The sequence below is a fragment of the Achromobacter sp. K91 genome (assembly GCF_003576205.1).
Classification (GTDB): domain Bacteria; phylum Pseudomonadota; class Gammaproteobacteria; order Burkholderiales; family Burkholderiaceae_B; genus Achromobacter; species Achromobacter aegrifaciens.
In genome coordinates, this window is sequence record NZ_QWFB01000021.1 from 1 (window position 1) to 24,757 (window position 24,757).

25 protein-coding genes and 1 pseudogene are annotated in these 24,757 nt (G+C 67.5%); 13 read left to right on the forward strand and 13 right to left on the reverse strand.

The annotated features are described in order from the left end of the window. Both DXK93_RS05645 and DXK93_RS05650 read right to left on the reverse strand, forming a co-directional pair. The coding region (locus tag DXK93_RS05645) for a mucoidy inhibitor MuiA family protein (protein WP_233564512.1) at positions 1-907 on the reverse strand (907 nt) is incomplete at its 3' end. Between the two features lie 145 nt (positions 908-1,052). Next, the gene (locus tag DXK93_RS05650) at positions 1,053-1,943 is read right to left on the reverse strand and encodes a LysR family transcriptional regulator (protein WP_054454233.1); all 891 of its coding nucleotides are present in this window, start codon (positions 1,941-1,943) and stop codon (positions 1,053-1,055) included. Between the two features lie 104 nt (positions 1,944-2,047). Between DXK93_RS05650 and DXK93_RS05655 the strand changes: the two genes are divergently transcribed. The 3 genes from DXK93_RS05655 (at position 2,048) to DXK93_RS05665 (ending at position 7,255) form a co-directional block, all read left to right on the forward strand. Further along, on the forward strand, positions 2,048-3,355 hold the full coding sequence (locus DXK93_RS05655; RefSeq protein ID WP_119449609.1) for an MFS transporter: 1,308 nt from the start codon (positions 2,048-2,050) through the stop codon (positions 3,353-3,355). Between the two features lie 82 nt (positions 3,356-3,437). Further along, positions 3,438-4,148 (forward strand): DUF2325 domain-containing protein, encoded by a 711-nt coding sequence (locus DXK93_RS05660; RefSeq protein ID WP_119449610.1) that lies wholly within the window; start codon positions 3,438-3,440, stop codon positions 4,146-4,148. 98 nt (positions 4,149-4,246) lie between these two features. Further along, positions 4,247-7,255, forward strand: a complete 3,009-nt coding sequence (locus tag DXK93_RS05665) for a GAF domain-containing protein (protein WP_119449611.1) — start codon at positions 4,247-4,249, stop codon at positions 7,253-7,255. A gap of 27 nt (positions 7,256-7,282) precedes the next feature. On the opposite strand, the gene DXK93_RS05670 is transcribed toward DXK93_RS05665, so the two are convergent. Further along, on the reverse strand, positions 7,283-8,719 hold the full coding sequence (locus DXK93_RS05670; protein WP_054454241.1) for an RNA polymerase factor sigma-54: 1,437 nt from the start codon (positions 8,717-8,719) through the stop codon (positions 7,283-7,285). A 187-nt stretch (positions 8,720-8,906) separates the two neighbouring features. Further along, positions 8,907-9,830 (reverse strand): sigma-54-dependent Fis family transcriptional regulator, encoded by a 924-nt coding sequence (locus DXK93_RS05675; RefSeq protein WP_054454242.1) that lies wholly within the window; start codon positions 9,828-9,830, stop codon positions 8,907-8,909. 276 nt (positions 9,831-10,106) lie between these two features. Between DXK93_RS05675 and DXK93_RS05680 the strand changes: the two genes are divergently transcribed. Beyond that, the gene (locus tag DXK93_RS05680; protein WP_119449612.1) at positions 10,107-11,483 is read left to right on the forward strand and encodes a sigma-54 dependent transcriptional regulator; all 1,377 of its coding nucleotides are present in this window, start codon (positions 10,107-10,109) and stop codon (positions 11,481-11,483) included. Positions 11,484-11,485: 2 nt separating this feature from the next. Here DXK93_RS05680 and DXK93_RS05685 read toward each other — a convergent pair whose 3' ends face one another. Further along, entirely contained in the window at positions 11,486-11,869 is a 384-nt protein-coding gene (locus tag DXK93_RS05685; protein ID WP_054454246.1) for a hypothetical protein, read from the reverse strand. Positions 11,870-12,035: 166 nt separating this feature from the next. Here DXK93_RS05685 and DXK93_RS05690 point away from each other — a divergent pair, with 166 nt between their 5' ends. After that, positions 12,036-12,269, forward strand: coding sequence for a hypothetical protein (locus DXK93_RS05690; RefSeq protein ID WP_054454248.1), 234 nt, complete (start codon positions 12,036-12,038; stop codon positions 12,267-12,269). Between the two features lie 15 nt (positions 12,270-12,284). Here the strand turns inward: DXK93_RS05690 and DXK93_RS05695 are convergent, their stop codons facing one another. Next, positions 12,285-12,518 carry a DUF378 domain-containing protein gene (locus tag DXK93_RS05695; protein WP_225588734.1) on the reverse strand — a complete coding sequence of 78 codons (234 nt, stop codon included), beginning with the start codon at positions 12,516-12,518 and terminating at the stop codon, positions 12,285-12,287. Between the two features lie 250 nt (positions 12,519-12,768). On the opposite strand from DXK93_RS05695, the gene DXK93_RS05700 reads away from it, so the two are divergent. Then, positions 12,769-13,359 (forward strand): hypothetical protein, encoded by a 591-nt coding sequence (locus DXK93_RS05700; RefSeq protein WP_119449613.1) that lies wholly within the window; start codon positions 12,769-12,771, stop codon positions 13,357-13,359. A gap of 18 nt (positions 13,360-13,377) precedes the next feature. Next, positions 13,378-13,998 (forward strand): DUF4142 domain-containing protein, encoded by a 621-nt coding sequence (locus DXK93_RS05705; protein ID WP_119449614.1) that lies wholly within the window; start codon positions 13,378-13,380, stop codon positions 13,996-13,998. Positions 13,999-14,013: 15 nt separating this feature from the next. Here DXK93_RS05705 and DXK93_RS05710 read toward each other — a convergent pair whose 3' ends face one another. From DXK93_RS05710 to DXK93_RS05720, 3 genes are all read right to left on the reverse strand, one after another. After that, positions 14,014-14,901: an SDR family oxidoreductase gene (locus DXK93_RS05710; protein ID WP_054454255.1), complete on the reverse strand. Its 888-nt coding sequence runs from the start codon at positions 14,899-14,901 to the stop codon at positions 14,014-14,016. An 84-nt stretch (positions 14,902-14,985) separates the two neighbouring features. Beyond that, the gene (locus tag DXK93_RS05715) at positions 14,986-15,327 is read right to left on the reverse strand and encodes a YqjD family protein (RefSeq protein ID WP_054454257.1); all 342 of its coding nucleotides are present in this window, start codon (positions 15,325-15,327) and stop codon (positions 14,986-14,988) included. Positions 15,328-15,404: 77 nt separating this feature from the next. Then, complete coding sequence (locus DXK93_RS05720) at positions 15,405-15,632, reverse strand: four-helix bundle copper-binding protein (protein WP_370126348.1); 228 nt, start codon at positions 15,630-15,632, stop codon at positions 15,405-15,407. A gap of 263 nt (positions 15,633-15,895) precedes the next feature. Here DXK93_RS05720 and DXK93_RS05725 point away from each other — a divergent pair, with 263 nt between their 5' ends. Beyond that, positions 15,896-16,147: a hypothetical protein gene (locus DXK93_RS05725; protein ID WP_082401045.1), complete on the forward strand. Its 252-nt coding sequence runs from the start codon at positions 15,896-15,898 to the stop codon at positions 16,145-16,147. Here DXK93_RS05725 and DXK93_RS05730 read toward each other — a convergent pair. After that, on the reverse strand, positions 16,133-17,203 hold the full coding sequence (locus DXK93_RS05730; RefSeq protein WP_119449616.1) for a DNA topoisomerase IB: 1,071 nt from the start codon (positions 17,201-17,203) through the stop codon (positions 16,133-16,135). The two genes, DXK93_RS05725 and DXK93_RS05730, sit on opposite strands and share 15 nt — an antisense overlap. Positions 17,204-17,324: 121 nt before the next feature. Between DXK93_RS05730 and DXK93_RS32095 the strand changes: the two genes are divergently transcribed. The 3 genes from DXK93_RS32095 (at position 17,325) to DXK93_RS05740 (ending at position 18,799) form a co-directional block, all read left to right on the forward strand. Continuing rightward, on the forward strand, positions 17,325-17,492 hold the full coding sequence (locus DXK93_RS32095) for a hypothetical protein (protein ID WP_013393888.1): 168 nt from the start codon (positions 17,325-17,327) through the stop codon (positions 17,490-17,492). 49 nt (positions 17,493-17,541) lie between these two features. Then, positions 17,542-17,694, forward strand: a complete 153-nt coding sequence (locus tag DXK93_RS05735; protein ID WP_082400986.1) for a DUF3309 family protein — start codon at positions 17,542-17,544, stop codon at positions 17,692-17,694. Positions 17,695-17,857: 163 nt separating this feature from the next. After that, complete coding sequence (locus DXK93_RS05740) at positions 17,858-18,799, forward strand: 2-hydroxyacid dehydrogenase (protein ID WP_054454847.1); 942 nt, start codon at positions 17,858-17,860, stop codon at positions 18,797-18,799. 10 nt (positions 18,800-18,809) lie between these two features. Here DXK93_RS05740 and DXK93_RS05745 read toward each other — a convergent pair whose 3' ends face one another. Both DXK93_RS05745 and DXK93_RS05750 read right to left on the reverse strand, forming a co-directional pair. Next, entirely contained in the window at positions 18,810-19,643 is an 834-nt protein-coding gene (locus tag DXK93_RS05745; RefSeq protein WP_054454849.1) for a universal stress protein, read from the reverse strand. Between the two features lie 113 nt (positions 19,644-19,756). Continuing rightward, positions 19,757-21,883, reverse strand: coding sequence for an FUSC family protein (locus DXK93_RS05750; RefSeq protein ID WP_119449617.1), 2,127 nt, complete (start codon positions 21,881-21,883; stop codon positions 19,757-19,759). 307 nt (positions 21,884-22,190) lie between these two features. On the opposite strand from DXK93_RS05750, the gene DXK93_RS05755 reads away from it, so the two are divergent. Together DXK93_RS05755 and DXK93_RS32100 are read left to right on the forward strand one after the other, a co-directional pair. Then, complete coding sequence (locus DXK93_RS05755) at positions 22,191-23,105, forward strand: EAL domain-containing protein (RefSeq protein ID WP_054454265.1); 915 nt, start codon at positions 22,191-22,193, stop codon at positions 23,103-23,105. A gap of 163 nt (positions 23,106-23,268) precedes the next feature. Further along, positions 23,269-23,445, forward strand: coding sequence for a hypothetical protein (locus DXK93_RS32100; protein WP_181953330.1), 177 nt, complete (start codon positions 23,269-23,271; stop codon positions 23,443-23,445). 117 nt (positions 23,446-23,562) lie between these two features. Here the strand turns inward: DXK93_RS32100 and DXK93_RS05760 are convergent. Further along, positions 23,563-24,757: pseudogene (locus DXK93_RS05760) on the reverse strand (malto-oligosyltrehalose synthase); the annotation flags it as partial.

Sequence of the window (24,757 nt, forward strand, 5' to 3'; positions counted from 1 at the left end):
AGCTCACGCTGTCCACCGCAAGGCCCTCGCTGGGCGGCGGGGCGGCCACATCGACGATCCACGGCTGCAGCGCAGGCGCGCCGCCGCCCAGCGAGGGCCTTGCGGTGGACAGCGTGAGCTTGACGTTATTCCAGTCTTCACCGGTGTCCTGGCGGATGACGCCGAAATAACCCAGGTCCACGCTGCGATCGGCCGGGCGCAGGCGCGCATCGTATGCGGGCGTCCAGCGGGCGCCGGCCACGGCGTAGGAAACGTTCAGGTCCAGCTTGCCCGCGCGGGCCAGGTTGACGCGCAGGGTGACGGTCTTGGTGCGGCGGTTGAGCGAGCTTTGCAGCTGATCCAGCTGGTTCTGCAAGGCGGTCAGCTCGCGCTCCAGCACCTCTTTCTGTTCGGCCACCCGGCGCAGTCCGGCCAGCGACTTGGCCAGGGAGTCCGCGCTCAGCGATTGGATCGCCTTCAGTTCGTCCAGCGTCAGGCGCGCGCCGTTCTTCGACGGTTCGGTGGCGCCGCGCTGCATCATCAGCACCAGCTCGCGCTGGTTGTCCAGCACGGCGGCCTCATCGTCCAGCAGCGCCTGCTGGCCTTGCAGCTTGCGTACCTGTTCCTCCAGCAGCTTGACGCGCTCGTTGGCGGTGTCTGCCTGATAGGCGTCGCGCACCTTCACGTCCAGCAATGTCGCCTGGCCAGTGCTCTTGGCCGAGACTTGCAGCGAATTTTCCTGCAGGCTGGCCGGCAGCTTCTCCAGCACCAGCTCGTGTTCGCCGGCGGCCAGCTCGCTGCTGGCGGCGCGCGTCACGACGGCGCGGTCCTGGTAGACGGTCACGGAACCGATGGAGGAAGGCAGTCCGGCGGCTGCGGCCAGGCCGGGGATCGTCGCGATGGCCAAGGCCAGAAGGGTACGTCGCACTATTTCACCTTTGTACAGGTTGGAATCGCGCGACGCCGTGTCCTTGGACAGGGACGGACCGCCGCGCGCGCCAAATTTACATTGCGGCCCGGACGCTGATCTTACAGAAAATGACAAACGCGACAGGGCGATACCGTAGCGCGGCCTAGGGGTGGGCCAGCGCGCGCAGCATGTCCACGGCGTTGCCCGCCGCGGTCGAGCGGTCGTGGCGGCGGTAGGCCATGTCCAGCAGGGCGTGCGGCGCGTCGCCCTTGATGGGCCGGTACTCGATGCCTTGCGCGCCCATGTGCCGCATCGCCGCAGGCACGACCGAAATGCCCACGCCGGCAGCCACCAGACTCACGATGGAGGCCATCTGCGGCGCTTCCTGGATGACCCGCGGCACGAAGCCGGCGCGCTGGCACGCCGACATGATGGCGTCGTACAGGCCCGCGCCGATGGGGCGCGGATACAGCACGAAGTCCTCGTCCGCCAACGCGGCGATGGGCACGCTGCGCTTGCGGCTCAGCGCATGGTCTGGCGGCAGGGCCACCAGCATGGGTTCGTCCAGCACGCGCTCGGACTCGAACTCCGGGTCCAGCACATAGGGAGGCCGCACGAAGGCCACGTCGACGTCGCCGGCGCGCAGGCCGCGCAGCAGCGTGACCGTATTGCTCTCGGTGAGCGTGACGCGCACGTCGGGATACCGGTCCCGGTACGCCCGGATGGCGCGGGGCAGGTAGGGGTGGAACACCGCGGACGCCGTGAATCCCACGGTGATTGCTCCGCGTTCCCCGCGGCCCAGCCGGCGGGCCGTGTCGATGGCGCGGTCGGCGCTGGCGAGGATGGCGCGGGCGTCTTCCAGGAACTGGGCGCCGGCCTCGGTCAGCGCGATGCCTCGCGGCAGGCGCAGGAACAGCGGGGTGCCGATTTCGCGTTCCAGCTGCTGGATCTGCTGGCTCAACGGCGGCTGGCCTATGCCCAGCCTGGCGGCGGCGCGCGTGAAGTGCAGCTCTTCGGCGACGGCGGTGAAATACCGCAGGTGGCGCAATTCCATCGTTATTAAATATGGTCGGGATGACTTTCATATATTGGACATATGCAGGGGAAAAGTCTACCTTGGTGGCGTGGGCTGCATGCCCGCTGTTCTCGAGAATCCCGATGTCTGCCCCATTAGCCAGTCCCTCATCCCCAAGCGCCGCGTCTTCGCCGGCGGAGCCTGTCTCTACTTCCACCGATCATCTCGCCCGCGGCACGCCCGGTTTGCGGCGCGCCCAGTGGGCCTTGTTCGCGGCCGGTTTCTCCACTTTTTCCCTGCTGTATTGCGTGCAGCCGCTGATGCCGCTGTTCACCCATGCGTTCGGCGTATCGCCCGCGCAGAGCAGCCTGGTGCTGTCCCTGTGCACCGCTTTCCTGGCCGTCGCCATCTTCTTCGTGGGCTTGTTTTCACAAGCCGTGCCGCGCAAACGCGCCATGGCGCTGTCGCTGTTCGCGTCCGCCGTGCTCGGCACCATCGCCGCCGCCGCGCCCGACTGGCACAGCCTGCTGGCGCTGCGCGCGCTGCAAGGGCTGGCCATGGGCGGCGTGCCGGCGCTGGCCATGGCCTACCTGGCCGAAGAGGTCGAGCCAGGAACCCTGGGTTTCGCCATGGGCCTGTACATCGGCGGCAGCGCGTTCGGCGGCTTGTCCGGCCGCGTCATCACCGGCCTGGTGTCGGATCATTTCGGCTGGCGCGCCGCGCTGGGCACGCTGGGCCTCCTGGGTATCGTGGCGGCGGTGCTGTTCGTCTGGCTGCTGCCTGCGTCGCGCAGGTTCGCGCCCCAGCGGGGCCGGGGCTGGGCTGGCGTGTGGGGCGATGTGCGCGCAGGCGCAGCCTCGCACCTGAAAAATGGCCCCCTGTGCGGGCTGTTCGCGCTGGGCGGCCTGCTGATGGGCGCGTTCGTCACGGTGTACAACTACGTGGGCTTTCGCCTGCTGCTGCCGCCGTTTTCGCTGAGCCAGACCTTCATTGGCTTCATCTTCGTGGTCTATCTGGTCGGCATCTTCGCCTCGACCTGGTTCGGCCGCCTGGCCGACCGCCATGGACGCGGCGCGATGCTGTCGGCCGCCACCGGCTTGGCGCTGGCGGGGTTGCTGCTGACGCTGTCCAACTGGCTGCCTCTGCTGATCGCCGGGATCGTGGTGTTCACCTTCGGCTTTTTCGCGGCCCACGCCGTCGCCAGCGGCTGGGTCGGACAGATGGCGCGCGGCTACAAGGCGCTGGCGGCGTCGCTATATCTGCTGGTGTACTACGTGGGATCGAGCGTGCTCGGATCGCTGGGCGGACACTTCTGGACCACGGGCCAGTGGCCCGGCGTGGCCGCGATGGCCGGCGGGCTGCTCGCGTTGGCGCTGGCGATCAGCGCCGGCCTGTACAAGCGCACGGGCCGCGTGCCGGCATCCGCCGCGGTGGGGCGGGGCATATCCTAGGATGGTCTAAAAGCTAGTAATTCTCATTTATAATTTGCGGCACGCTCGGTGAGCGCCATCCCATCCAGTTCCGAGGGCCGCGATGAATCCTACCTCTCCCGACAGCCAGAACCTGCAACGCGAACATGCCGCGCTGCTCGCCGCCTACGGGCAGGCGCAAGCGCATTGCAGCCGGCTCCTGGCAGCCCAGGCCGCGCGCATCCTGTATCTGGAGAGCGAGGCCATGCGCCTGCGCGCAGCCGTCATCGTGCGCGACACGGCGCTGGCTTGGGCGCGTGAAGACCGCAAGACGCTGGAGACTTCCATTCCAGGCCTGCCCAAGCGCGTGGCGCTGGCGCGCAGCGTCGCCCAGCTGATGGAGCGCGTGCAGACGCTCATGCGCGAGCGTTTGGCCTGGCAAGGGCGGTCTGGCGCTGCCGCGCGCGAACTTGAGACGCTTGCGGAGCCGCCTGCCTGGCGGCCCGCGCCGTCCGCGGTGGTGCTGCGCGAGAAGGCGGTGCTGTGCGTGGGCGAGGACGCGGTGGCCCTGGCGCTGACGCGCAAGGTGGTCGAACTGGCCGGCGGGCGCTATCTCGGCCATGACGGCGGCGCGGATGCCGATGGCGACACGCTGGAAGCCAGCCTGGTGGCTGCGGACCTGGTGATCTGCCAGACCGGTTGCGTCAGCCACGGCGCCTACTGGCGCGTGAAGGACCATTGCACCCGCACCGGTAAACAATGCGTGCTGGTCGACAAGCCCGAAGCCTTGCAGGCGCTGCGGCTGGAGCGTGCACCGCTGAAGACGGACGCTTGATTCGTCCGTCTCCCGCGCGCTAACCGTAGCGTCGCGTTACCTAGCGTTTCGGCTGCGCGGCCGTTGCCGCAATACAGTCTAGGGGCAAGGGGGCCGACATGCTGACCAAGCGGGACCGAGTGGCGCTACCCTGGACGGACACGCTTGCCCGCCTGGAAGACGAGCGCATCATGTTGCAGCGCATAGCCGCCGGCATGCCGCTGGCCGAGGTGCTGGAGCACGTGCTGCATGCCATCGAGGCGCAGTCCAGCGTGGAACTGCGCACTTCCATCGCGCTGGTGGATGAAAGCGGCGGCTTTCTGGTGCATGGCGCCGCGCCCAGCCTGCCGGCCGCCTACAACAGCGCGGTGCACAAGGCCGTTATCGGCCCGGACAGCGCGTCCTGGGGCGAGGCCGCATACACCGGCAGCCCGGTCTACGTCGAAGATATCGCCTTGAACCCCGGTTGGGCGCGCTGGCGCGACCTGGCCTTGTCCCACGGCCTGCGGGCCTGCTGGTCCACCCCGATCAAGGCGCCCGACGGCCGTCTGCTGGGCGTCTTCTCCAATTACTACGGCGTGGTGCGTTCGCCCTCCGCCCACGATATCGACGCGATCGCGCTGGTCACGCGTAGCGCCGCCCTGGCAATAGAACGCCATCTGACGGAGTTGGCGCTGCGCCAGAGCGGCGAACGCTGGCGCGCCATGTTTGCCGGCATGCAGGAAGCGTTTTTTCTCAGTGAGGCATTGCGCGACGACGCCGGCCGCATCGTCGATTTCCGCTTCCTGGAGGTGAACCCCGCCTTCGAGCGCCAGACAGGCATGAAGGAAGGCGATACCCTGGGCCATACACTGCGCGAGATGATTCCCGGCGTGCCCGGCCAGATCATGGATACGTTCGGCCAGGTCATCGAGACCGGCGAGCCGGCCCAGTTCGAGTTCATGGTGCCCGCGCCCACGGAGGCCTGGTACGAGGCCCGCGCGCGCAAGGAAGGAACCGACAGGATGATGGCGTTGTTCCTGGACGTGACGGCGCGCAAGAGGGCCGAGGCCGAGCTGTGGGAAGGGCAGCACCGCAAGAATTACCTCGGCGCGCTGGGCGACCGCATGCGCGAGCTGCATCGCCAGGAGGACATAGAGCAGGCCGCGTGCGAAGGGCTGTGCCTGCATCTGGCGCTTGGCCAGATGGCGGTGCTGGATACGCAGGGCGAAGACCAGGCTCCCGCCATATCTTCGGTCTGGCCCCCGGGGTCCACGCTGCTTGGCCAGCCGCCGCACACGCTCGATGCCTTGGGCGATGACTATCACGCGGCCTTGCGGCTGGGGCGCACCACATACCTGGCGCCGCTGCTGGGAGAAGCCGGCGGCGAGATCCGACCGTGGGCCATCGTCGTGCCGCTGCGGCGCTGGGGCCGGCATACCGGCGCGATGTTGGCGTGTCCCGCATCGGGCAGCAGGCTCAAGAACAGCGATATCGCCTTCCTCGAGGAAGTGGCCGAGCGCATGTGCGGCGCGGTCGAGCGTTCGCAGTATTCGCGCATGCTGGAACAGCGCGTGGAAGACGCGATCGCGGAGCGCGACCGGATCTGGCGCCTTTCGCCGGAACTGCTTGCGGTGGTCGACCGCCAAGGGCGCTTCGTCAGCGTCAACCCTGCGGTGCGACCCATTCTAGGCTGGACCCCTGAGCAGTTCATGTCGTTGGCGCTGGCCGACCTGATCCATCCGGACGATCTGGCGGCGACGCTGGCGGCCTGGGGCTGGTCTTCGGGCGACGCGGGTCCGCGTCCCGGCGCAAGGCATCTGGAAAACCGCCTGCTCAAGCGCGACGGCGGCTATTGCTGGATTACATGGAGCATGTCCTGGACCCAGGACAGCCTGTACATGACGGGGCGGGACGACACCGACCTGAAGCAGCAGGCCGAGGCCTTGCGCGACACCGAGAACGCGCTGCGGCAGTCGCAGAAGATGGAAGCGGTGGGACGCCTGACCGGCGGCATCGCCCACGATTTCAACAATATGCTGCAGGGGATCTCGGGCGCGCTCTACCTGGTGCAACGCAAGATCACGGCCGGCGCGCCGGAACAGGCGCTGCGTTTCGTGGACGTCGCCATGGATTCGGCGAACCGGGCGGCGCACCTGACCCAGCGGCTACTGACTTTTTCGCGCCGCCAGCCCATTGACCCCAAGCCGTTCTGCGTGGCCTCCGCGCTGCAGTCCATGGTGGCGCTGTTCCACCGCTACACCGGCGAACGCGTGGCCCTGCGGCTGGACCTGCCGCAGGAATTGTGGGCGGTCTGCTGCGACAAGAACCAGTTCGAGAATGCCATGCTGAACCTGGTGATCAACGCCTGCGACGCCATGCCGAACGGCGGCGCGCTGACGGTTGCCGCGCGTAATGTGGAGCCGCACGATCCGCTCCTGTCGCTCTGCGCCGGAGAGCATGCGGGACGCTACGTGGAAGTATCGGTGACGGACGTGGGTTGCGGCATGCCGCCAGACGTGCTGGCGCACGCCTTCGACCCGTTCTTCACCACCAAGCCCTTGGGCCAGGGCACCGGGCTGGGCTTGTCCATGATTTACGGCTTCGCCAGGCAGGCTGGCGGCGCGGCCAGCCTGGAGAGCACGGTGGACGTGGGCACCACGGTCAGGTTGTTCCTGCCGCGCTACGACGGCGCGCCCGAAAGCGTACAGGACGGCGGGCGCCCGGCGGCTGCTACGCCCGGCGCAGCGCGCAAGGAAGTCGTGCTGGTGGTGGAAGACGATGCGAACGTGCGGGAAATGGTTCGCGAATGCCTGGCCGAACTCGGCCTGGAGGTGCTGACGGCGGTGGACGGCGAGGCCGGCCTGGACCTGCTGCAATCCGCGCGCGGCATCGACCTGCTGGTAACCGATGTGGGACTGCCGGGGCTCAATGGCCGGCAACTGGCCGACGCCGCCCGCGTGGCGCGTCCCGGCCTGCGCGTGCTGCTGATGACGGGATACGCCGAAAGCGCGGCGCGCGGCCAGGGCTTTCTTGAACAGGGGCTGGAGCTGATCGTCAAACCCTTCCAGCTGGACAAGCTGACCGAGCGCGTGCTGGGCATGCTGGACAGCGCGCCCGGCAGGCCGGGGCAGGAGTCCCGCCACTAGTCCGCGCAAGCCCTGGCCGGCGCCGGCCTAGTGACGGCGGCGCAGTTCCGCGGGAGGCATGCGCAATTGCCCGCGGTACTTGGATACCGTGCGCCGCGCCAGCAGTATGCCGCTGGCCGCCAGTTGCTGGGTCAAGGCCACGTCCGAGAGCGGCATGGCCGGATCCTCGGCCTCGACCATCTCCTTGATCAGGGCCCGCACCGCCGTGGCGGAGCAGGACCCGCCGGTGTCGGTGGCCAGTTCGCGCGAAAAGAAGTGGCGGAACTCGAACACCCCGCGCGGCGTCACCATGTACTTGCCGACGGTGGCGCGCGACACCGTGGATTCGTGCATGTCCAGGTCATCCGCGACCTCGCGCAGCATCAGCGGCCGCAAGGCCACGTCGCCATATTCGAAGAAGGTCTGCTGGCGCTTGACGATGGCTTCGGCCACGCGCTGGATCGTGATGTAGCGCTGTTCGACGTTGCGCACCAGCCAGCGGGCTTCCTGCAGCTCCTGGGCCATGGGGCTGCGGTCGTCCAGGCGAGCGCGCCGGAACAATTCGGCATAGGTCTGGTGCAGCCGCGCCTGGGGCATGGCGTTGCGGTTGGGCAGCACGCGCCAGCGCGATTGCCATTTGTCGACGAATACGTCGGGTACGACGTAGACAGGCGCTTCGGCGCTATAGCGGCCGCCGGGCTTCGGGTCCAGGCTGCGGATCAGCGCGCAGGCCTCGCGCAAGGCGTCCTCGGAGCAGCCCAGCTGCTGGCGCAAGCCGACGCAGTCGTTGCGGGCCAGCCGCTCGAGTTGCTCGTGCACGATGCGCAGGGCGAGCGTCCGCAACTCGTCGCTGATGCCGGTTGCCGCCGCCAGCTGCAGCGTCAGGCACTCGGCCAGATCGCGCGCGGCCAGGCCCGGAGCATCCAATTGCTGGACCAGGCGCAGCGCAGTCATCCATTCGCATTCATCCGGGACGGGCTCGGCGCCGCGCGGCGCGTCTTCCCACAGATTGGACAGCGGCGTGCGCAGATAGCCGTCGTCATCCAGCGCGTCGATGATGTACTCGGCAAGCAGGCGGTCGCGCGCCTGCAATTGATAGTTGCCCAGTTCCTGGGACAAGCGCTGGCTCATCGATATGGGTGCGCTGACCCACAATCCCTGGTCCCGGTCCGGGCCGTCGCCCTGCGCGCGCGTGGGGTAGTCGCCGGAATAGGCGGGAGCATCAGGCGGGGGCAGATCATCCTGGGGCGCAGGCTCCAGCGGCGCGGGCTGGGGCGGGTCAGCAGGAGGAAAGCCCTCCGCGGCGGCCGGCAGGTCGTCCTCCAGCTCGTCGGGATCCTCCAGGAATGGATTGCTGGCCAAGGCCTGTTCCACTGCCGTGGTGAATTCCAGCGCGGTCATCTGCAGCAGCTTGACGGATTGCTGCAGGCGAGGCGCCAGCGCCATCTGCTGGCGCAGGCGCAGTTCTTGCGTGGGGTAGACCAATCGAGCCTCCTGGGGACTGGCTGCCGGCGGCAGTCCATCCTTGTACTGAAGCAAAGACCATGCCAGGCGTCTCGGCGGGCGAGGCGGGTTGATTGCGCGCGCGGCGCTGCCCCAGTATTACAAGCCAGTGGTAAGAAATGCCTCTCGCGCCTCTCGCGCGCGGTGGCCGCAAGATCGGCCCTGGCGCTCAAGCCCCGGCGTCGTCCTGCCCGTTCTGGTCGTAGTCTTCGAGGCGGTTGTAGAGCGTCTTCAGGCTCAGGCCCAGCGTCTCCGCGGCGATGCGCTTGTCGCCCGCATGGTGCGCCAGCGTCGCAAGAATGAATGCGCGCTGCGCCTCGCCCAACGACATGCCGATGGGCAGGGTCAGCGCGCCGTTACGCAGCATCGGCCGCTGCGCCTCGCGCGACCGGGGCAATAGCTCGGTTTCGAGTTCACCGTCTGCCAGAATGAACGCCCGCTGCACCGCGTTGCGCAGTTCACGGACATTGCCCGGCCAATCATGCAGGGAGATCGCTTCCAGCATGCGGGGGGAGAACGACTTCCGCGTGCCGTTTGCAGCATTCAAGGTGTCGAGGAACCAGTGCGCCAGCACCAGGGCGTCTTCGCCACGCTCACGCAGCGGCGGCACGCGTAACGGAATCACCAGGAGCCGGTGCAGGAAGTCCTGGCGCAGGCGGCCTTCAGCGACCGAGGCGAAGGGATCGCGGTTGCTGGCGCAGATGATGCGGACATTGGCGCGCAACAAGTCCGAGCCGCCTACGCGCTGATACGTGCCGGCCTCGAGCACGCGCAGGAAATTCACCTGAAGGTCGGGCGGCATTTCGGTGACTTCATCCAGGAACAGCGTGCCGCCGCTGGCGTATTCGAAGTAGCCGGCGTTCTGGGCGACCGCGCCGGTAAAGCTGCCTTTTTCATGCCCGAACAATTCGGCATGCGCCAGGCTGCCGCTGATGGCGCCGCAATTGACCGCCACGAAAGGCTGTTCGCGGCGTTCGCTGGCGTCATGGATGGCGCGCGCGACGATTTCCTTGCCGGTCCCGCTTTCTCCCACAATGAAGACGCTGGCGTCGGTGGCTGCGGCCAATTGGAGTTGCGCGCCGAGTTTCTGCATCACGGGGGACAGGGCTGATGGGTCCAGCAGCGCGTCGGACTTCGCGGACGCCGCTGCACGCGGGGCAGTAGTAGTGCTGCGATTGGGCATGCTGATTCCTGAGGGCCCGCGCGGGCCGTGAGTCTGTTTCCATGCTAGAGAATCGACGCAGTACGGTATGCGACGATTTGCAAGCATTCGAAAATGTTGATGGAAAGTGTCGAACATTTGCCACCGGGCCGGCGGTTATCGCTATGCTGAATCACTGACCCTCAACATCCGCGACACGGAGCAAGCATGCCTCATCTGTTGATCGTTGATGACGACCCGGCGATACGCGAAACCCTGGCCGAAATCGGGCGCGAAAGCGGCTTTTCAGTAGCCCTGGCCGCCAGCGTCAAGGATGCGCTGATCCAGCTGGAGCGGCACGCGCCCGATCTGGTGCTGACCGACATCCGCTTGCCTGAAGGCAGCGGGATGGAAATTTTCAAGAGCGACGCCGCCGCCAGCGCAGAGGTGGTGGTGATGACCGGCCACGGCACCGTCGACAACGCCGTGCAGGCCCTGCGCCTCGGGGCCACCGATTACCTGGTCAAGCCGATCTGCATGGAACGCCTGAACGGAATCTTTGCGCGCGTGAATGCGAATTCGAGCGGCGATCTGCGGGGGGCTCCGTTCGAAGAACCGGGGCGCTACGGAAAGATGTACGGCGCGTCGGCCTGCATGCAGGAACTCTACCGTCAGATCGGCCGCGTGGCCACCACCAATGTGACGACCTTGCTGATCGGCGAAAGCGGCACCGGCAAGGAACTGGCCGCGCATGCCATCCATGAACTCAGCGCGCGGTGCCAGCGTCCCCTGATCGCGGTGAATTGCGGCGCGATCTCGCCCAACCTGATCGAAAGCGAAATGTTCGGGCACGAGCGCGGCAGCTTCACCGGCGCGGACCGCCAGCACAAGGGCTATTTCGAGCGCGCTGACGGCGGAACCCTGTTCCTGGACGAAGTCACCGAAATGCCGCTGGACCTGCAAGTCAAGCTCTTGCGGGTCCTGGAGACCGGGCAGTTCATGCGCGTGGGCACCAATCGGGAGATCGCCTGCGATATCCGGATCGTCGCCGCGACCAACCGCGATCCCGAGCAGGCGGTGAAGGATGGCAAGCTGCGCGAGGACCTCTATTACCGGCTGAGCGTCTTCCCCATCAAGCTGCCGGCGCTGCGTGAACGCGGCGACGACATCCTGTTCCTTGCGAATCGCTTCCTGCAAGGCTTGAACCAGGAATCCGGCAAGAACAAGGAATTCTCGCCGCGCGCGCTGGCCGCGCTGCAGCAATACGCATGGCCGGGCAATGTGCGGGAGCTCAAGAACTACGTGCGCCGCGCCTTCATCATGGCGGATGGCGATACGCTGGAAGTGGATATGCTGACGCCCCGGGTGTCGCCGGCGGGCGAGGGCGCGGGCGGCCAGGTCAGCGTACCCGTGGGAGAAACCTTGGCGGAAGCGGACCGGCGCCTGATCCTGGCGACGCTAGAGCGTTGCAACGGCGTGAAAAAGCAGGCCGCGGCAGTGCTCGGCATCAGCCCCAAGACGTTGTACAACCGGCTTGAGGAATACGCCGCTGCGGACGCGGAAGGCGCCGCAGCGGCGCCTGGCCGGAAACAGGACCGGTCCTGACCTCATTTGCCGTACCGCGTTTTCAGGTCCGCCATGCAGGCGTCCTTGGCATTGCCGGACATGGCGTCGCATTTTTCCTTGCCGACCTTGTAGTCGGCATCGTTGCGCACCTTGGCCGCGTCATGCGAGGCCTCGGCCTTTTCCTTGCCTGCCTTGGCGTCGGCCCGGGCCTTGTCGCGCGTGGCTTCGGCCTGCTGCTGGCAGACGTCCTTCTGGTTGCCTTTCATGCCGTCGCAACGTTTCTTGTCCAGCTTGTACTGGTCATCGATCTGCGCGTTGCTGCGCACGGCGCCGCCGCTGGTCTGCGCGGTTTGGGCTTGCGCCTGAAAAGCCAGGGCGGAAAGGCTCAGGGCGACGGCGGGGAGAACGACTCGGGACAGATTCATGGCTGACTCCTAGGATGGGGACCCGGCATCGCCCGGGCCTGGCCGCATGTGCAAGCAAGCGGCGTTCCCGGGCCGGCCGGGCACGCCGCTTGCTCCGGCACCTTGCCGCAGGCGGTGCCCATGCGCACACTGCAAGCATCCATTGAACGAGCCCGGGGATACGAACATGCAAACCAAGCGCGCAGACCATGAAAAGGCGGACACCGAGCAAGGCAAGGCCAATGCGCCGCGCACGCAAACTGAGGCGGCGCATCGCAGCGGCCAGTTCGGAACCGACAAGCCGGGCTTCGGCAAGCCGGCCGCGGCGCCCAAACGCGAGTCGGACAAGAAGCCCAACGACAAGGGCGCGGAGTACGAGGAAGGCGGCCAGTATCCGGGCAAACGGCCCGGCTCAAAATAGCCGCTGGCGGCGGGTTCAATCCGCCGCTTGTTCCGTCTTTTCGGCGGGAATTGCGTCCGCCTCTTGCTCGCCCAGCCGGAACAGCAGCACCACGCTGTATAGCGCGGCCAGTCCGATCAGGCCGTAGACGCTGCGCGTCGCGGCGGCCGACGGCAGCACCTTCGCGAAGACATCCAGGCCTACCGCCGCGATCAGGCCGCAGTTCAGGCCGCCCGCAACCACCGCGATCAAGGCGGACCAGTCAAGCAAGGAAAGGCCGCGGGCCTCGGGAGGGACCGGGGGAGGAGCAGAATCCTCTTCCAATTCTGAAAGATCTTCTTGGTTGCCGGGCATGTCCATGTGGAAGTCCTTTGCGCAGAATGCGGGTAGGCGGGACTGCGGGCGGACTGCCTCTGAACCTGCCGGTCCAGGCCGCTCGCCAGCGCTACAGCAATTCCCATGCCTGGAACGGGCACGGCAGTTGCTGACCACAAGGGAATGATTCCCGATGGAGAGCACAATGTCCCTGATCGTTGCCGCCCGATTCGACACTTTCGACCACGCCGCCGAGGCGGCGCGCAAGCTGTGCGCCGAAGGATTCACCGAAGACGATATCCATACCTTCTACATCAACACGGCGGGCGAACACGCGCGCTTTCCGATAGGCGGCGACCGCGTGGCCGATCCCGATGCCCGGGGCGGCCATTTCGGCGCGGTGGCGGGCGCCTCCGCGCTGGGCCTGGTGTTTGCGCTGCTGGGCGGGCTGATCGCCGCCCGGGTGGGGGCTTCGGTCTTGATCGTCATTGCCGCTGCGGGCGTAGGCGCCTATCTGGGCGCGCTGGCCGGGGCGCTATGGGTGATCGGGCGCGGACGCCGCAGGCATCCGGCGGCCACCGTCGCCCGTGACGCGCATCCTGCCGTACGCCAGGCGGGCGTGATGCTGGCGCTGCACGTGTCGCCGGACCGCGATGCGCTGGCAAGAACCGTGCTGAGGCAGGCCGGCGGCACGGACGTCGAGCGCGCGCAAGGCCGCTGGTTGAATGGCAAATGGGAAGACTTCGACCCCTTGACGCCGCCGCGGCATGTGGACGCGTCGACGATGGCGAACTAGGCCGAGGGAGACACGGAGATGAAAAAGACCTTATGGCTCTGCGGTGTCGTCGCGCTATGCCTGCTGGCCGCGCCCGGTGTGCTGGGCGGCGTGCAGGCGCAGGAACTGGCGGAGCCGGAAGCGCGCTTCCTGCAGGCGGCGGCCGGCTCCGGCATGTTCGAGGTAGAGGCGGCGGAGCTGGCGAAGAAGCGAGCAGGGGACCGCGACGTGAAGGCATACGCCGCACGGATGCAGGAGCAGCATGGCGCCATGAACGCCGAATTGAAGACCCTGGCCGGGCGCAAGCAGGTGAAGCTGCCAGCTGAACCGTCCGAACCCGACCGGGGCACCCTGCAACAGCTGGGCAACAGGACCGGCCCGGACTTCGACGCGCTCTACATCGAAAAGGCAGCCGTGGACGCGCACGTCACCGCCAACCGCCTGTTCGAGACGGCGGCACGCGAGTCCAAGGATCCGCAGGTGCGCGATTTCGCGGTGCGTGCGCTGCCCATGGTGGCCGAACATCTGGCAATGGGCCGCAAGCTGCAAAGCACGCCGCCCGCCGACCCGGACAAGATCCAGCCGGCGACGAAGGGCGAAGCGCCGGCCGTGTCGCCAGCGTCGCGTGAGGCGCCGGCCTCGATCGCGCCGGCCAAGTAGCGGGACGCGCGGGCCTCAGTCGCCAGCGCTGCCGGTAATGGGCAGCACGATGCCGGTGATGTAGCTGGCGCACACGGGCGAGGCCAGGAAGACGTAGGCCGGAGAGATTTCCTCGGGCTGCGCCGGACGCCCCAAGTCCGTGTGCTTGCCGAATTCCTTGATCTTCTCCGGACTTTGGTCCGCAGGATTCAGCGGCGTCCATACGGGTCCCGGCGCCACTGCGTTCACACGCACGCCCTTGCCCGCGAGATTGGCGGCCAGCGAACGTGTGAAAGCATGGATCGCGCCCTTGGTGGTGGAGTAGTCCAACAGTTTGGCGCTGCCGCGCAGGCCCGTGACCGACCCGGTATTGATAATGGAAGCGCCAGCGTGCAGATGCGGCAGCGCCGCGCGCGCCATCTGGAAGTAGGCGGTGATGTTGGTGCGCAGCGTCTTGTCCCATTTCTCGTCGCTGATCTCGGGCAGCGTGTCGGTGTGCTGCTGATAGGCAGCGTTGTTCACCAGCACATCGAGCTTGCCGTATTCCCGGATCGTCTGTTCCACCGCCTGTTCGCAGAACGCGGGTTCCTGTACGTCGCCTGCGATCAGCAGGCAACGGCGGCCTTCGCTTTCCACGGCGCGCCGGGTGTCTTCGGCATCCTCTTGCTCGTTGAGATAGACGACCGCCACGTCGGCGCCTTCGCGCGCATACAGCAGGCAGACCGCGCGGCCTATGCCGGAATCGCCGCCTGTCACCAGCGCAACCATGCCCTCGAGCTTGCCGCTGCCCTTGTACTGGGGCGCCTGGTACTGTGGCTTGAGAACCATGTCGGCTTCCTGCCCCGGCTTTTCCAGGTGCTGGGCCGGCATGGGCGGTGTGGGATGCGGGCGGGCGCCGGTGTCGGCTTGATCGGGCTTGCTCATGAGGGTCTCCTGGTGGGCAGGCGCGACAGGCGCCTCGCCCATTGCCGAGCAAATGCCATGCCCGGCCCGCCGCGCGCGCCGGAGCTACTGCCGTCCCACCACCACGCCGAAAAGGAAAGCCGCGCCAGCCACCAGGCCGATGGCCTGCCATGGCCGGGCGTGGATGTACTCCTCGGTGCAGTCTATGGTCTCCCGCATCAGGTCGCCGGCATGGTCTGAAGCGTCGCGCAGGCTGCGCCGCGTGGCGTGCAGCTGTTCGGACAGGCGCGCCTTGAGCGCCTCCAGATCGGTCGCCGAGGCGTCGCTGAGCGTGGCTTCCAGGTCGTCGATCCAGGCCTCCGGGTGCCGTGCACGCCTGTGCGCGCCGCGGTTGTCCGGGCCGTTTTCCGGAAAGTCGGAGGGCAGGGGGGTGTTGGTAGAGGCCATCGGTAGCTCCTGGCTGTCGGGCGGGAAATACGCCTGCGCGGACCGGCCCGGGCGGCCGCGCTGCGGATCCGAAGGCTTCAGGCCTCCAGCACGTCGCGGCAGGCCAGGGTGCAGCTCAGGCAAGCGCCTGCGCAGACCTGGCAATGCTCTGCGTCGTGCGATGAACATTCGCGCGCGCAGGCATCGCAGATCAGCGCGCACAGCGTGCAAAGCGCATTGGCGAACTCGCCGTCGCGCGCCAGCATGGCCGCGCACAGCCGGCAAACCGCGGCGCAATCGGTGCAGAGCGCAATGCATCGCTGCATGTGGGACGGATTTTCCCGCAGGCACGCGGATGCGCAAATATCGCAGGCGACGGCGCATTCATAGCAGGCTTGCACACATTGCTCGAAATTTTGGTCTCGCATTGCATCTCCTTGTGTGTGCCGGGTACGCGCGGCAACCGGCGTGCCCGGAGACCGGGCCACATCCGCTTGCAATTTGATGCCGCACGGCGATGACCCGGGCGGCCTGGAGCCGTAGCATGGAAGTTCGAATCCCCGTCGGGGAGTCACTGCAGGAGCCACGCATGAAGCCAGCATCCGTACCCGGATCCGCGAAACCGGCGCAAGCCGGCAAGCGGGCGGAAGACAACGCTAAGATACTGCCGCCGCGCTCTCCCGTCGATGTTCCGCGCAGACCGGATAAACCAGACGCCTCTACCCCGAACGAGGCCGCGCGCGACAAGCGCATCGTGGCCGATACGCGCACCGAGTCGAACTGGGCGGACGGTTCCGCGCCGCAACCTCGGGCCAAGAACGCGCGCTCATCGATCCTTTGACGCCTGCCTGGCGTTCGCTGCCGCAGCGGCCTCTCCGCCCAGGAAGGCAAGCAGGCGCCGTTCGTCCGCATTCAGTCCGCGGGGACCCCGTGGCGCTGCCGAGCGCGCGGGCAGCGTGCCGTCCAGATAGGCGGCCAGAATAGCCGGATGCACATAGCAGGCGCGGCACACGGCTGGCGTATTGGCCAGCCGCCGCGAGACCTGCTTGATCACTTCCACCACCGTCTTCTGCGCCTGGCTGGCGCTCTCGCTGGGGCATGCCTGCAGCGCGGCATAGGCCATGACGGAGCCTGCCCAGGTCCGGTAGTGCTTCGCCGTGAAATCGCCGGCGCCGGCTACACGCAGATAGGCGTTGACCGCGCCCGAATCGACCGGATGGCTGCCGCCGTCCTCGTCGAGATACTGGAACAGTTGCTGGCCGGGTATGTCCAGGCAGCGCTTGATGATGCGCGCCACGCGCCGGTCCGCAGCGCTGACGTCATGGGTCACGCCGCTCTTGCCCTGGAAGCGGAAACGGAACTTGTCGCCCGTCACGCTGGCGTGCCGCCGCTTGAGCGTGGTCAGGCCATAGGACTTGTTGGTTCTGGCGTACTCGCGAGCGCCGATGCGCACCAGCGTCGTCTCCAGCAAACGTACCAGTACGGCTATCACCTTGTTCTGGGACAACCCGGCGGTACGCAGATCGCGCTCGACCTGCCGCCGTATGCGCGGCAGCGTCTGGCCGAAGGCTGCAAGGCTCTGGTACTTGCTCGCGTCGCGCACCGCGGTCCAGTCCGGGTGATAACGGTATTGTTTGCGTCCCCGGGCATCGCGCCCGGTGGCTTGCAGATGCCCGAGCGGGGAAGGGCAGATCCACACATCTTCGTAAGCCGGCGGTATCGCCAGGGCGTCGATCCGTTTGATTTCGCGCGCGCTGCGTATGCGCCTGCCTTGCGCGTCCAGGTAGTGAAAGGCGCTGCCGTTGACGCGGATCCGGGTATAGCCTGCCAGGCTGTCGTCGTAGTAGACCAGCGCTGCGCCGCCGCGGGCGGGCGCCGTTCGGGGACTTGGGTTCATGTCGTCTGCGGCTAACAGGGGCAGGGGCGCTGTCCTCAGCATGCGGCGTGCCCGCCACCCCTTGTGCGTAGCCAGGCACGCGGCTTGCTGATGCAGGAATGGACTTTCTCCGGAGACAGCCATGCACATCGCGTACTCGTACTACCTGCACGTTCCGCCCAAGCCAGATCCGATACCGCCAGGTTCGCCGCCCGGCGACCTGCCTGTGGATCCGGATACCGATGAACCGGACGTGGACCTGCCGCCCTTGTCGCCGCCCGGCAAGGAAATCACGCCGCCCAGCCCCTGACGCGGGCTTGTGGTTTTTCCCTGATCCCAACAAGAACTGAGGAGTCGCCATGTCGACCATCCTGCTGATTATTCTCATCCTGCTCCTGATCGGCGCCGTGCCCGCCTGGCCCCACAGCCGCGGCTGGGGCTATTACCCCAGCGGCATACTGGGCATATTGCTGATTGTGCTGATCGTGATGCTGTTGACCGGCCGGCTCTAGCAGGTCCCATGCGGTCATGGACGCGCGGGCCGTGTCGGACGGCTCGCGCGCCACCGGTCCGCCAGGCGGCCGTCTGGCGGACCGGCGGGTGGCGCGGGTTTGCGCCCAGGCGTAAGATCGCCGGGTTTTTGTGCAGCCCTCCGCCATCCGCGGCATTCCCGACATGACCATCCCCTTGCTTGTCTTGATAGAAAGCGTGCAGGACTACCTGCCCGAAATCGAAGCGCGCGGCTTTCGCGCGATTTTTGCGCCCACCGCCGAAGCGCGCGCGCAGGCGATCCGCGACCACGGGCCCGAGATCCGCATCGTGCTCACGCGCGGCGCCACCGGCCTGTACGCGCAGGAAATGGCGGCAATGCCCAAGCTGGAAATTGCCTGCTCGCTGGGGGTGGGGTACGAAAACATCGACCTGGCCGCCGCGGCGGAACGCGGGATCGTCGTGACCCACGGTCCGGGTGCGAACGCGGTGTCGGTGGCGGACCACGCCATGGCGCTGCTGCTGGGCGCGGCGCGGCGCCTGCCGCAAGCCGATGCGTCGGTGCGCCAGGGCCATTGGGGCGGCTTCATGGGACCGCAGGTCACCGGCAAGCGGCTGGGCATCCTGGGCCTGGGCACCATCGGACTGGAAATCGCGCGGCGCGGCGCCAACGGCTTCGGCATGAGCGTGGGCTATTACAGCCGCAGCGTCCGCCCGGAATCGGGCTATGCCTACTTCGACAGCCCGCGCGCGCTGGCCGCGGCATCGGATTTCCTGGTGGTGGCGACGCCGGGCGGAGCGGACACGCGCCACCTGGTGGACGCGCAGGTACTGGAAGCGCTGGGGCCGGAAGGCTATCTGGTGAACATAGCGCGCGGCAGCGTGGTCGACACGCAGGCGCTGATCGCGGCGCTGGCCGAACGCCGCATTGCGGGCGCGGGCCTGGACGTGGTGGAGGGCGAACCCGACGTGCCCAAGACCCTCATTGAGCTCGACAACGTAGTGTTGACCCCGCATAGCGCGGGGCGCTCGCCGGAAGCGGTGCATGCCACCGTGGCGCTGTTCCTGGACAACGCCACGGCGCACTTCGGCGGCAAGCCGGTGCTGACCCCCGTGCGCCGGCGCTAGCAGGCCAAGGCTAGTGCGAGAACATGACCGGCACGGTCATGCTCTTCAGGATGGATGCCGTCGCCCCGCCCAGCGCCCACTGGCGCAGCTTGCTGTGGCCGTAGGCGCCCATGACGATCAAGTCCGCGCTGTGGTCGGCGGCGGCATTCAGGATGGTGCTGCCCACGCCTACGCCCTTGATGTCGCGGCGCACGTGCTCCGGCGCCGGCATGCCCTGCGCCACGCAGTAGGTGGCCAGGTCCTCGAACGGCGCTTCATGCTTGGGGCTGGCGGCGCCTTCGTTCATGCTCAGCACGGTCATGTGCGAAGCCAGGCGCAATATCGGCGCGGCATCGGCCAACGCGCGGGCGGCCTCGCGGCTGCCGTCCCAGCAGCACAGCACGCGGTCGCCGATCACCGGAAACTCGCCGCTGGACGGAATCGCCAGCACCGGCCGGCCCGCCGTCAGCAGGGTCTGCTCGACGAACTCGATCTCGTGGGCGGCTTCGACGTCCTCGCGGTTTTCCTGGCTGACCACGATCAGGTCGGTGGTGCGGCCCAGCAGCGCCACGGTCTCGCTGGGCGAGGATGTGCCCGCGCGCATGAAGGCGGGCACGTCGGCTTCGGCCGCGGCTTCCAGAAACGCGGTTTCCACCGCGTCGCGGCTTTGCGCCTGCAATTCCTTGATGATGCCCAGCGAACGCGACATGAGCACGGACTCGCCGTAGTAATACTGCGGCGGCGCGGCGTTGGCGTAGATGCCGACCAGCTCGGCCTTGTGGCGCTTGGCCAGGGCCAGGGCAGCTTCAATGCGGCGTTTGCAGTCGAATCCGTGGTCCAGGTGGACGGAAATGCGGCGGTACATGAAGGCCTCCTTGTTTAAGCGTGCCATGTGCATATGGTTACGCTTTCCGGCCTTTTCGCCCTTGATGCGCGTCAAGCCCGCGGCAGTTCGCCGGTGTGCGCGCAAACCGCAGGCTATGGCGCGGCGGGAGCCCGTTCCACGCGTTCGCGCAATTGGCGCAATTGGCGCGCCTGTTGCGCGATGCGGTCCAGCGGACCGGCCAGTTCCGGATAGCCCGCGGCCACCGCTGGCGGCACGGCCAACTGGCGGTCGTTGGCGCCTGGCGCGGGTTGCTGCGGATGCAGCGCATGCGCCAGCGCCGGACCGTACTCGGAGAGCGCCTGGGCGGCAGGCGTTCCGGCTGGCAGGGCCGGCTGCATTTCCAGCACCGTGCCCGCCGCCGTCACGCGCCGCATGGCGTTGAGCAGGTTTTCGGCGGTACCGACATTGCGGTCGCGATGCACCGGATTCTGCTGCAGCCGTTGCAAGGACGCCTGCGCATTGTCGGCGGAAAGGCAGGCCATGCGGCGCAACGCCACCAGGTCCTGTCCGTCGCCGGCGTCGCCGCTCTTGGCCCGCAACAGGGCGCGCGCATAGGCGGCGTGGCGCTCCAGCGCCAGGCTGAGGGCCCCGGCCAATTGCCGCGGCTCCTTTTCGGGCCAGACCAGGAAGCCGACCAGCAGCGCCAGGACGCCGCCCAGCACGCTATTGAACGCGCGCAGGGCTGCGAGCATCGGCTCCTGGATCTCAGGCTGCTGGATGTGGGTGACCAGCACGAATTGCGAAGTCAGGAAGAACGTGAACAGCGCGTAATGAATCGTGCGCGCGGCGAACGTGCCCAGCGCGATGGGCAGCACCGCCAGGGCCACGGACAAGGGGGTGCTCAGGAACAGGCCCAGCAGCGAGGCGCCGATGGCGCCAGCCACGCTGCCGGCCACGCGTTCCAGCGTGCGCTGCCAGGTGGTCGCGAAGTAAGGTTGCAGGATGAAGACCAGCGTCAGCGACATCCAGTAGCCATGGTTGACGGCGAAGGTCTTGGACAGCGCCACCGCGATGGTGGCGCCCACGCCCACCCGCAGCGCGTGGCGGAACGCGTCGGATTCGAAGCTCAGGTTCTGCCGCAACGCGCGCCACGCGTCTTGCGCAGGGTTGGCTGCGCGGCGATCGCGCGTGGGCGCCGCCGGGGTCCGTCCCTGGTCGAACAGGGACTGGGTGACGGCCTGCGCCGTGTGCAGCAGGCGGTCCAGCACCGGCGCCATGGTGGCCAGTTCGGGCGCGTGGGCCAGGGCGCTGCCGCGCAGTTCATGCAGGCCGGCGCTGTAATGGGCCAGGCGTTCGCGCAGGCACTGGGCCTGCTTGGCGTCGTTGACGTCGGAGGTGCTGGCGATGGCATTGCACAGGCTGGCGTAGCGGTGCAGCGCGTGCGACAGATGGGCGCCGGCGCCGCGTCCGAGCCAGCGCGGCGCATTCGATTCCATCAGGTCGGCTGCGGCCACCAGCGCAATGAAGCTGTCCTCGGCATTGTCCAGCAGGTACAGCAGTTGATGCGCGCGGGCGCGGCGCGATGGGCGCGCGTCCTGCACTTCGCGGATGCGCGTGCGGGCGGCTTCGAGCGCGGCGCGCTGGGCGCTGCGCTGCGGCCGCGTGACGGCGCTCCAGGCCTGGGGGCTGGCCGCGGGCGTCAACCCGGAATACATGCGGGCCAGCGCGTCGGCGAAATCCGCCAAGCCGCGGTAGCAGTGCGCCACCGCGTGAGTGGCGTCCTTCCAGGGACGTCGACGCCATACCAGCGCCGTCATCAGGATGGCCCAGGCCGCGCCGGCCAGGAAAAACAAGGTGTAGGACAGGCTTTCCGTCCAGGTCGGGGCGGGCAGTTCCGCTGCCACCACGAAGCCTGCGGACAGCAGGGTGCCGACGATTGCCGCGGCCGGCCCCAACACGCGCAACAGGCCGCCGAATGTGCAGCACACGAAGGTCAGGGGCAGCAGCAGCCACAGATGAGCCGCGCTGACGCTGGCCAGAAAGCAGAACAGCGCGCCTATCAGCCCCAGCGCGAGCATTGCCCCCGCGCGCTGGCGCAGGGGACCGCCCGGATCGCCGAAGCAGGCCCAGAAAGCCGCGATGGCGCTCCAGCCCAAACGCGGCTCGTGCGCCAGCACGGCCAGGATGACAGGCGCGGCGCTGATGGCCGCGGCTTGGAGGGCGTCCAGCCACAGAACGTTGCGCAGGGAGGCGCGCCAACGGGAATAAAGATTCTTCACGCTAGGAATACAGCAGCGGCGGTGGGCCCGGCAGGGCGAAAGACGCAAACCCTACCATGTCGACAAGGCATTTCGGCGGGGGTGACGGCCAGGGCCGGAAAGCCGGTTTCATTCATGAATCCGAGCAGCTTAATACGTATGGATACATATATGTGACTTTGCCGCCGCAGCGGCGCAAAATTGCCTGGAAGAAAGTCTGGAAATCGCATACAAAAAGCGCTGTAGCTGGGAATACTCAGTCCAATGTGCCTCTTTCTGCGCCCGGACAGCGCAGGTTTTGACCCAGGGGCGCGCAAGGAGTATCGACATGATGTCGAATCACGAGGCTTCCACAGACTCGGTGGCGAGCGACGACGAGATCGCCGCCATGATCACCGGCAAGGATGGCCTGCGCATGCTGTTGCAGCCGCAGGTGGATTTGCTGACAGGCCGGATCGTGTCGGCCGAAGCGCTGGCTCGCTGGCGGCATCGCCGCCTGGGCATCATCATGCCTTCCGACTTCATCCCCGCCGTCAACCGCCTGGGCCTGGACAAGGTGCTGTTCGAGCGCGTCTGCCTGCGTGTCATAGACATGCTGTTGACGATGCGGCGCGCCGGCATCGCCATTCCGGTGGCCATCAATGCGCCTGCCTCCACCTTGTCGGACGAGGCCGCGGTCGATTTCCTGCTGGACCGTATCTACGCGGCGGAGCTGCCCGCGTCGCTGGTGCGCGTGGAACTGACGGAAGACCAGCCCATCCGCGAACTCGACGTGCTGCGCGCCACGCTGCTCAAGCTCGAGAATGCCGGCTGCGAGGTCAGCCTGGACGATTTCGGCACCGGCCATGCTTCGTTGAAGCTGCTATCGGCGTTGCCGCTGTCCGAGGTCAAGATCGACCAATATTTCGTGACGCGCATGCGCCGCAGCGCAGTCGCCTTCGAAGTGTTGCGCACCGCCGCGGAACTGGCGAACCGGCTGGGCCGCCGGGTGGTGGCCGAGGGCGTCGAAAACGTGGCGGACATTCCTGCCCTGCGCGCGGCCGGCTGCCGCTACGGCCAGGGCTTCGCGCTGGGCCGCCCCATGCCGCTGGACGAATTGACGGTGCGCCTGCGCACGCAACGCGACCAGGGCGAACCGCTGGCCGCGCCTGCCGCCTACGCGTCGTCCTGGCTCGATGCCTACGACGCGTCCGCCCAGGAGCCGCAGTCAACGCGCGGCAAGCGCCACGCCACCACGCAATAAGGCTGGTCGCGCAGCGTATTTTTTACCAAGCAGGCCGGACTTTACCCGCAGTCCTTGCGTCCCCGTGTCCGCGGGCTGCGGGGGCTGACTGCGGCGCCGCTTGGGCACGCGGGTTGCTGTATGGAAGATGGCGGAGCTTTTTCCGTCTTCCAGGAGACTTGCAATGCCCAATCAGAACCAGCCCGACCAGCAAAAGCAGCAACAGAAGCAACAGGCCCAGGAAAACCCCAGGGACCGCAATCAGCCCGGGCAGCAGCCCGGCCAATCCGGCCAGCATGCCGATAAGGATCGGCAGCAACCTGGCCAGAATCAGGGCCAGCAAAGCAAGATGCCGCGCTGACTCGTAGACCGCGTGTTCCGGGCCCTCTAGTCGGGCGGGTATCGCGGTAAGAACGGCCTTGTCCCGCTGTGGGCGGACAAGGCCGTTTGTGCTTCATCATGGCTTCGGATTTCGGCATCAAGCCGCCGCTGGCAGCCACAGCGCAACCGGCAGTTCATGCAACAGTTCCGACAAGGGCAGCGCGCCACCGGAGCCGGATCTCGCTTTTTCGCCGCCCATTGCATCGCGCCAAGACAGACCCTTGATGGCATCGGGCAGGCACAGCGCGGTGTCGGCCCAGAAGTCCCGCGCCGCCCGCGGCTCGCCGCGAGCGTAGCCAGACAGACGCAGCGCGCACAGCCGCGGCGCGATGATCAGGGCGTGCTCGTCTTCATGACGCCGCAGCCAGGCTACGACGTGCTGTGCATGCGTCCCGGTTACAGCCAGCGGGACGCACTCGCCCTGGCCGAACAATGCCGGGTGGCGCTGCCGCGCCGCCAGCAGGCGCTGGATCAGGGCCTGCTTCACCGCGCCGCTGCGCCAGTCCGTTGCGCTGGGTCGCACGGCGGCGCTGGCGCGCGTGCGGGCCAGCATGGCGATCCGCGGCGGGTAGTCCACCGCGCGCCGGTTGTCGGGGTCGACCAGGCTGTAGTCCCATAGCTCCGTGCCTTGGTACAGGTCCGGCACGCCGGGCAGCGTGTTGCGCAACAGCGTCTGGGCCAGGCTGTTGATCATGCCGGCAGGGGCCAGTTCCAGGGCGTATGCGGCGATTTCGGCCAGCAGGCGGCGCCCGGGCGCCGCGTCCCGCAGAAATTCCAGTGCGCCAAGCCCGGCGGCTTCGTAAGCGGGGTCAGGATCCGTCCAACTGGAATGCAGCTTGGCTTCGCGCAACGCCTTGAACTGCCATTGCGCCACGCGCTCGATCCATGCGGCCACGCTTTCTGGCCGCTGTTCGATGATGTCGGCATCCCAGTCGGCGGGCCACGCCCCGATCAGCGTCTGCACGAGCAGGTAGCGGTCCGCCAAGGTAAGCAGCCCGGCGTCGGGCAGGGCGTGGGTCCAGCGATACGCTGTCTTGCGCCAGGCCTGCGGCATTTCCGAAACCACCGCCAGCCGCGCGCGCGCGTCCTCGCCGCGCTTGTGGTCATGCGTGGCCGTCGCCAACATGGCGTGCGGAAAGTCGCGCGCCCGCGCCTCGACCTTGGCATGAAATGCCTCGGGCGACAGCGCAAATCGCTGCGGCGATGCGCCGACTTCATTGCGCGACAGCAGCGGGCCGTAGCGGTAGAACAGCGTATCTTCCAGCGCCTTGGCCTGTCTCTTATACACATCT

Excerpts from the sequence above, each read along its gene's own strand:
- DXK93_RS05650 (WP_054454233.1), bottom strand. The coding sequence starts at position 1,943 with ATGGAATTGCGCCACCTGCGGTATTTCACCGCCGTCGCCGAAGAGCTG.
- DXK93_RS05655 (WP_119449609.1), top strand. The coding sequence starts at position 2,048 with ATGTCTGCCCCATTAGCCAGTCCCTCATCCCCAAGCGCCGCGTCTTCG.
- DXK93_RS05660 (WP_119449610.1), top strand. The coding sequence starts at position 3,438 with ATGAATCCTACCTCTCCCGACAGCCAGAACCTGCAACGCGAACATGCC.
- DXK93_RS05665 (WP_119449611.1), top strand. The coding sequence starts at position 4,247 with ATGCTGACCAAGCGGGACCGAGTGGCGCTACCCTGGACGGACACGCTT.
- DXK93_RS05675 (WP_054454242.1), bottom strand. The coding sequence starts at position 9,830 with ATGCAGAAACTCGGCGCGCAACTCCAATTGGCCGCAGCCACCGACGCC.
- DXK93_RS05680 (WP_119449612.1), top strand. The coding sequence starts at position 10,107 with ATGCCTCATCTGTTGATCGTTGATGACGACCCGGCGATACGCGAAACC.
- DXK93_RS05685 (WP_054454246.1), bottom strand. The coding sequence starts at position 11,869 with ATGAATCTGTCCCGAGTCGTTCTCCCCGCCGTCGCCCTGAGCCTTTCC.
- DXK93_RS05690 (WP_054454248.1), top strand. The coding sequence starts at position 12,036 with ATGCAAACCAAGCGCGCAGACCATGAAAAGGCGGACACCGAGCAAGGC.
- DXK93_RS05700 (WP_119449613.1), top strand. The coding sequence starts at position 12,769 with ATGTCCCTGATCGTTGCCGCCCGATTCGACACTTTCGACCACGCCGCC.
- DXK93_RS05705 (WP_119449614.1), top strand. The coding sequence starts at position 13,378 with ATGAAAAAGACCTTATGGCTCTGCGGTGTCGTCGCGCTATGCCTGCTG.
- DXK93_RS05710 (WP_054454255.1), bottom strand. The coding sequence starts at position 14,901 with ATGAGCAAGCCCGATCAAGCCGACACCGGCGCCCGCCCGCATCCCACA.
- DXK93_RS05715 (WP_054454257.1), bottom strand. The coding sequence starts at position 15,327 with ATGGCCTCTACCAACACCCCCCTGCCCTCCGACTTTCCGGAAAACGGC.
- DXK93_RS05720 (WP_370126348.1), bottom strand. The coding sequence starts at position 15,632 with ATGCAGCGATGCATTGCGCTCTGCACCGATTGCGCCGCGGTTTGCCGG.
- DXK93_RS05725 (WP_082401045.1), top strand. The coding sequence starts at position 15,896 with ATGAAGCCAGCATCCGTACCCGGATCCGCGAAACCGGCGCAAGCCGGC.
- DXK93_RS05730 (WP_119449616.1), bottom strand. The coding sequence starts at position 17,203 with ATGAACCCAAGTCCCCGAACGGCGCCCGCCCGCGGCGGCGCAGCGCTG.
- DXK93_RS32095 (WP_013393888.1), top strand. The coding sequence starts at position 17,325 with ATGCACATCGCGTACTCGTACTACCTGCACGTTCCGCCCAAGCCAGAT.
- DXK93_RS05735 (WP_082400986.1), top strand. The coding sequence starts at position 17,542 with ATGTCGACCATCCTGCTGATTATTCTCATCCTGCTCCTGATCGGCGCC.
- DXK93_RS05740 (WP_054454847.1), top strand. The coding sequence starts at position 17,858 with ATGACCATCCCCTTGCTTGTCTTGATAGAAAGCGTGCAGGACTACCTG.
- DXK93_RS05745 (WP_054454849.1), bottom strand. The coding sequence starts at position 19,643 with ATGTACCGCCGCATTTCCGTCCACCTGGACCACGGATTCGACTGCAAA.
- DXK93_RS05755 (WP_054454265.1), top strand. The coding sequence starts at position 22,191 with ATGATGTCGAATCACGAGGCTTCCACAGACTCGGTGGCGAGCGACGAC.
- DXK93_RS32100 (WP_181953330.1), top strand. The coding sequence starts at position 23,269 with ATGCCCAATCAGAACCAGCCCGACCAGCAAAAGCAGCAACAGAAGCAA.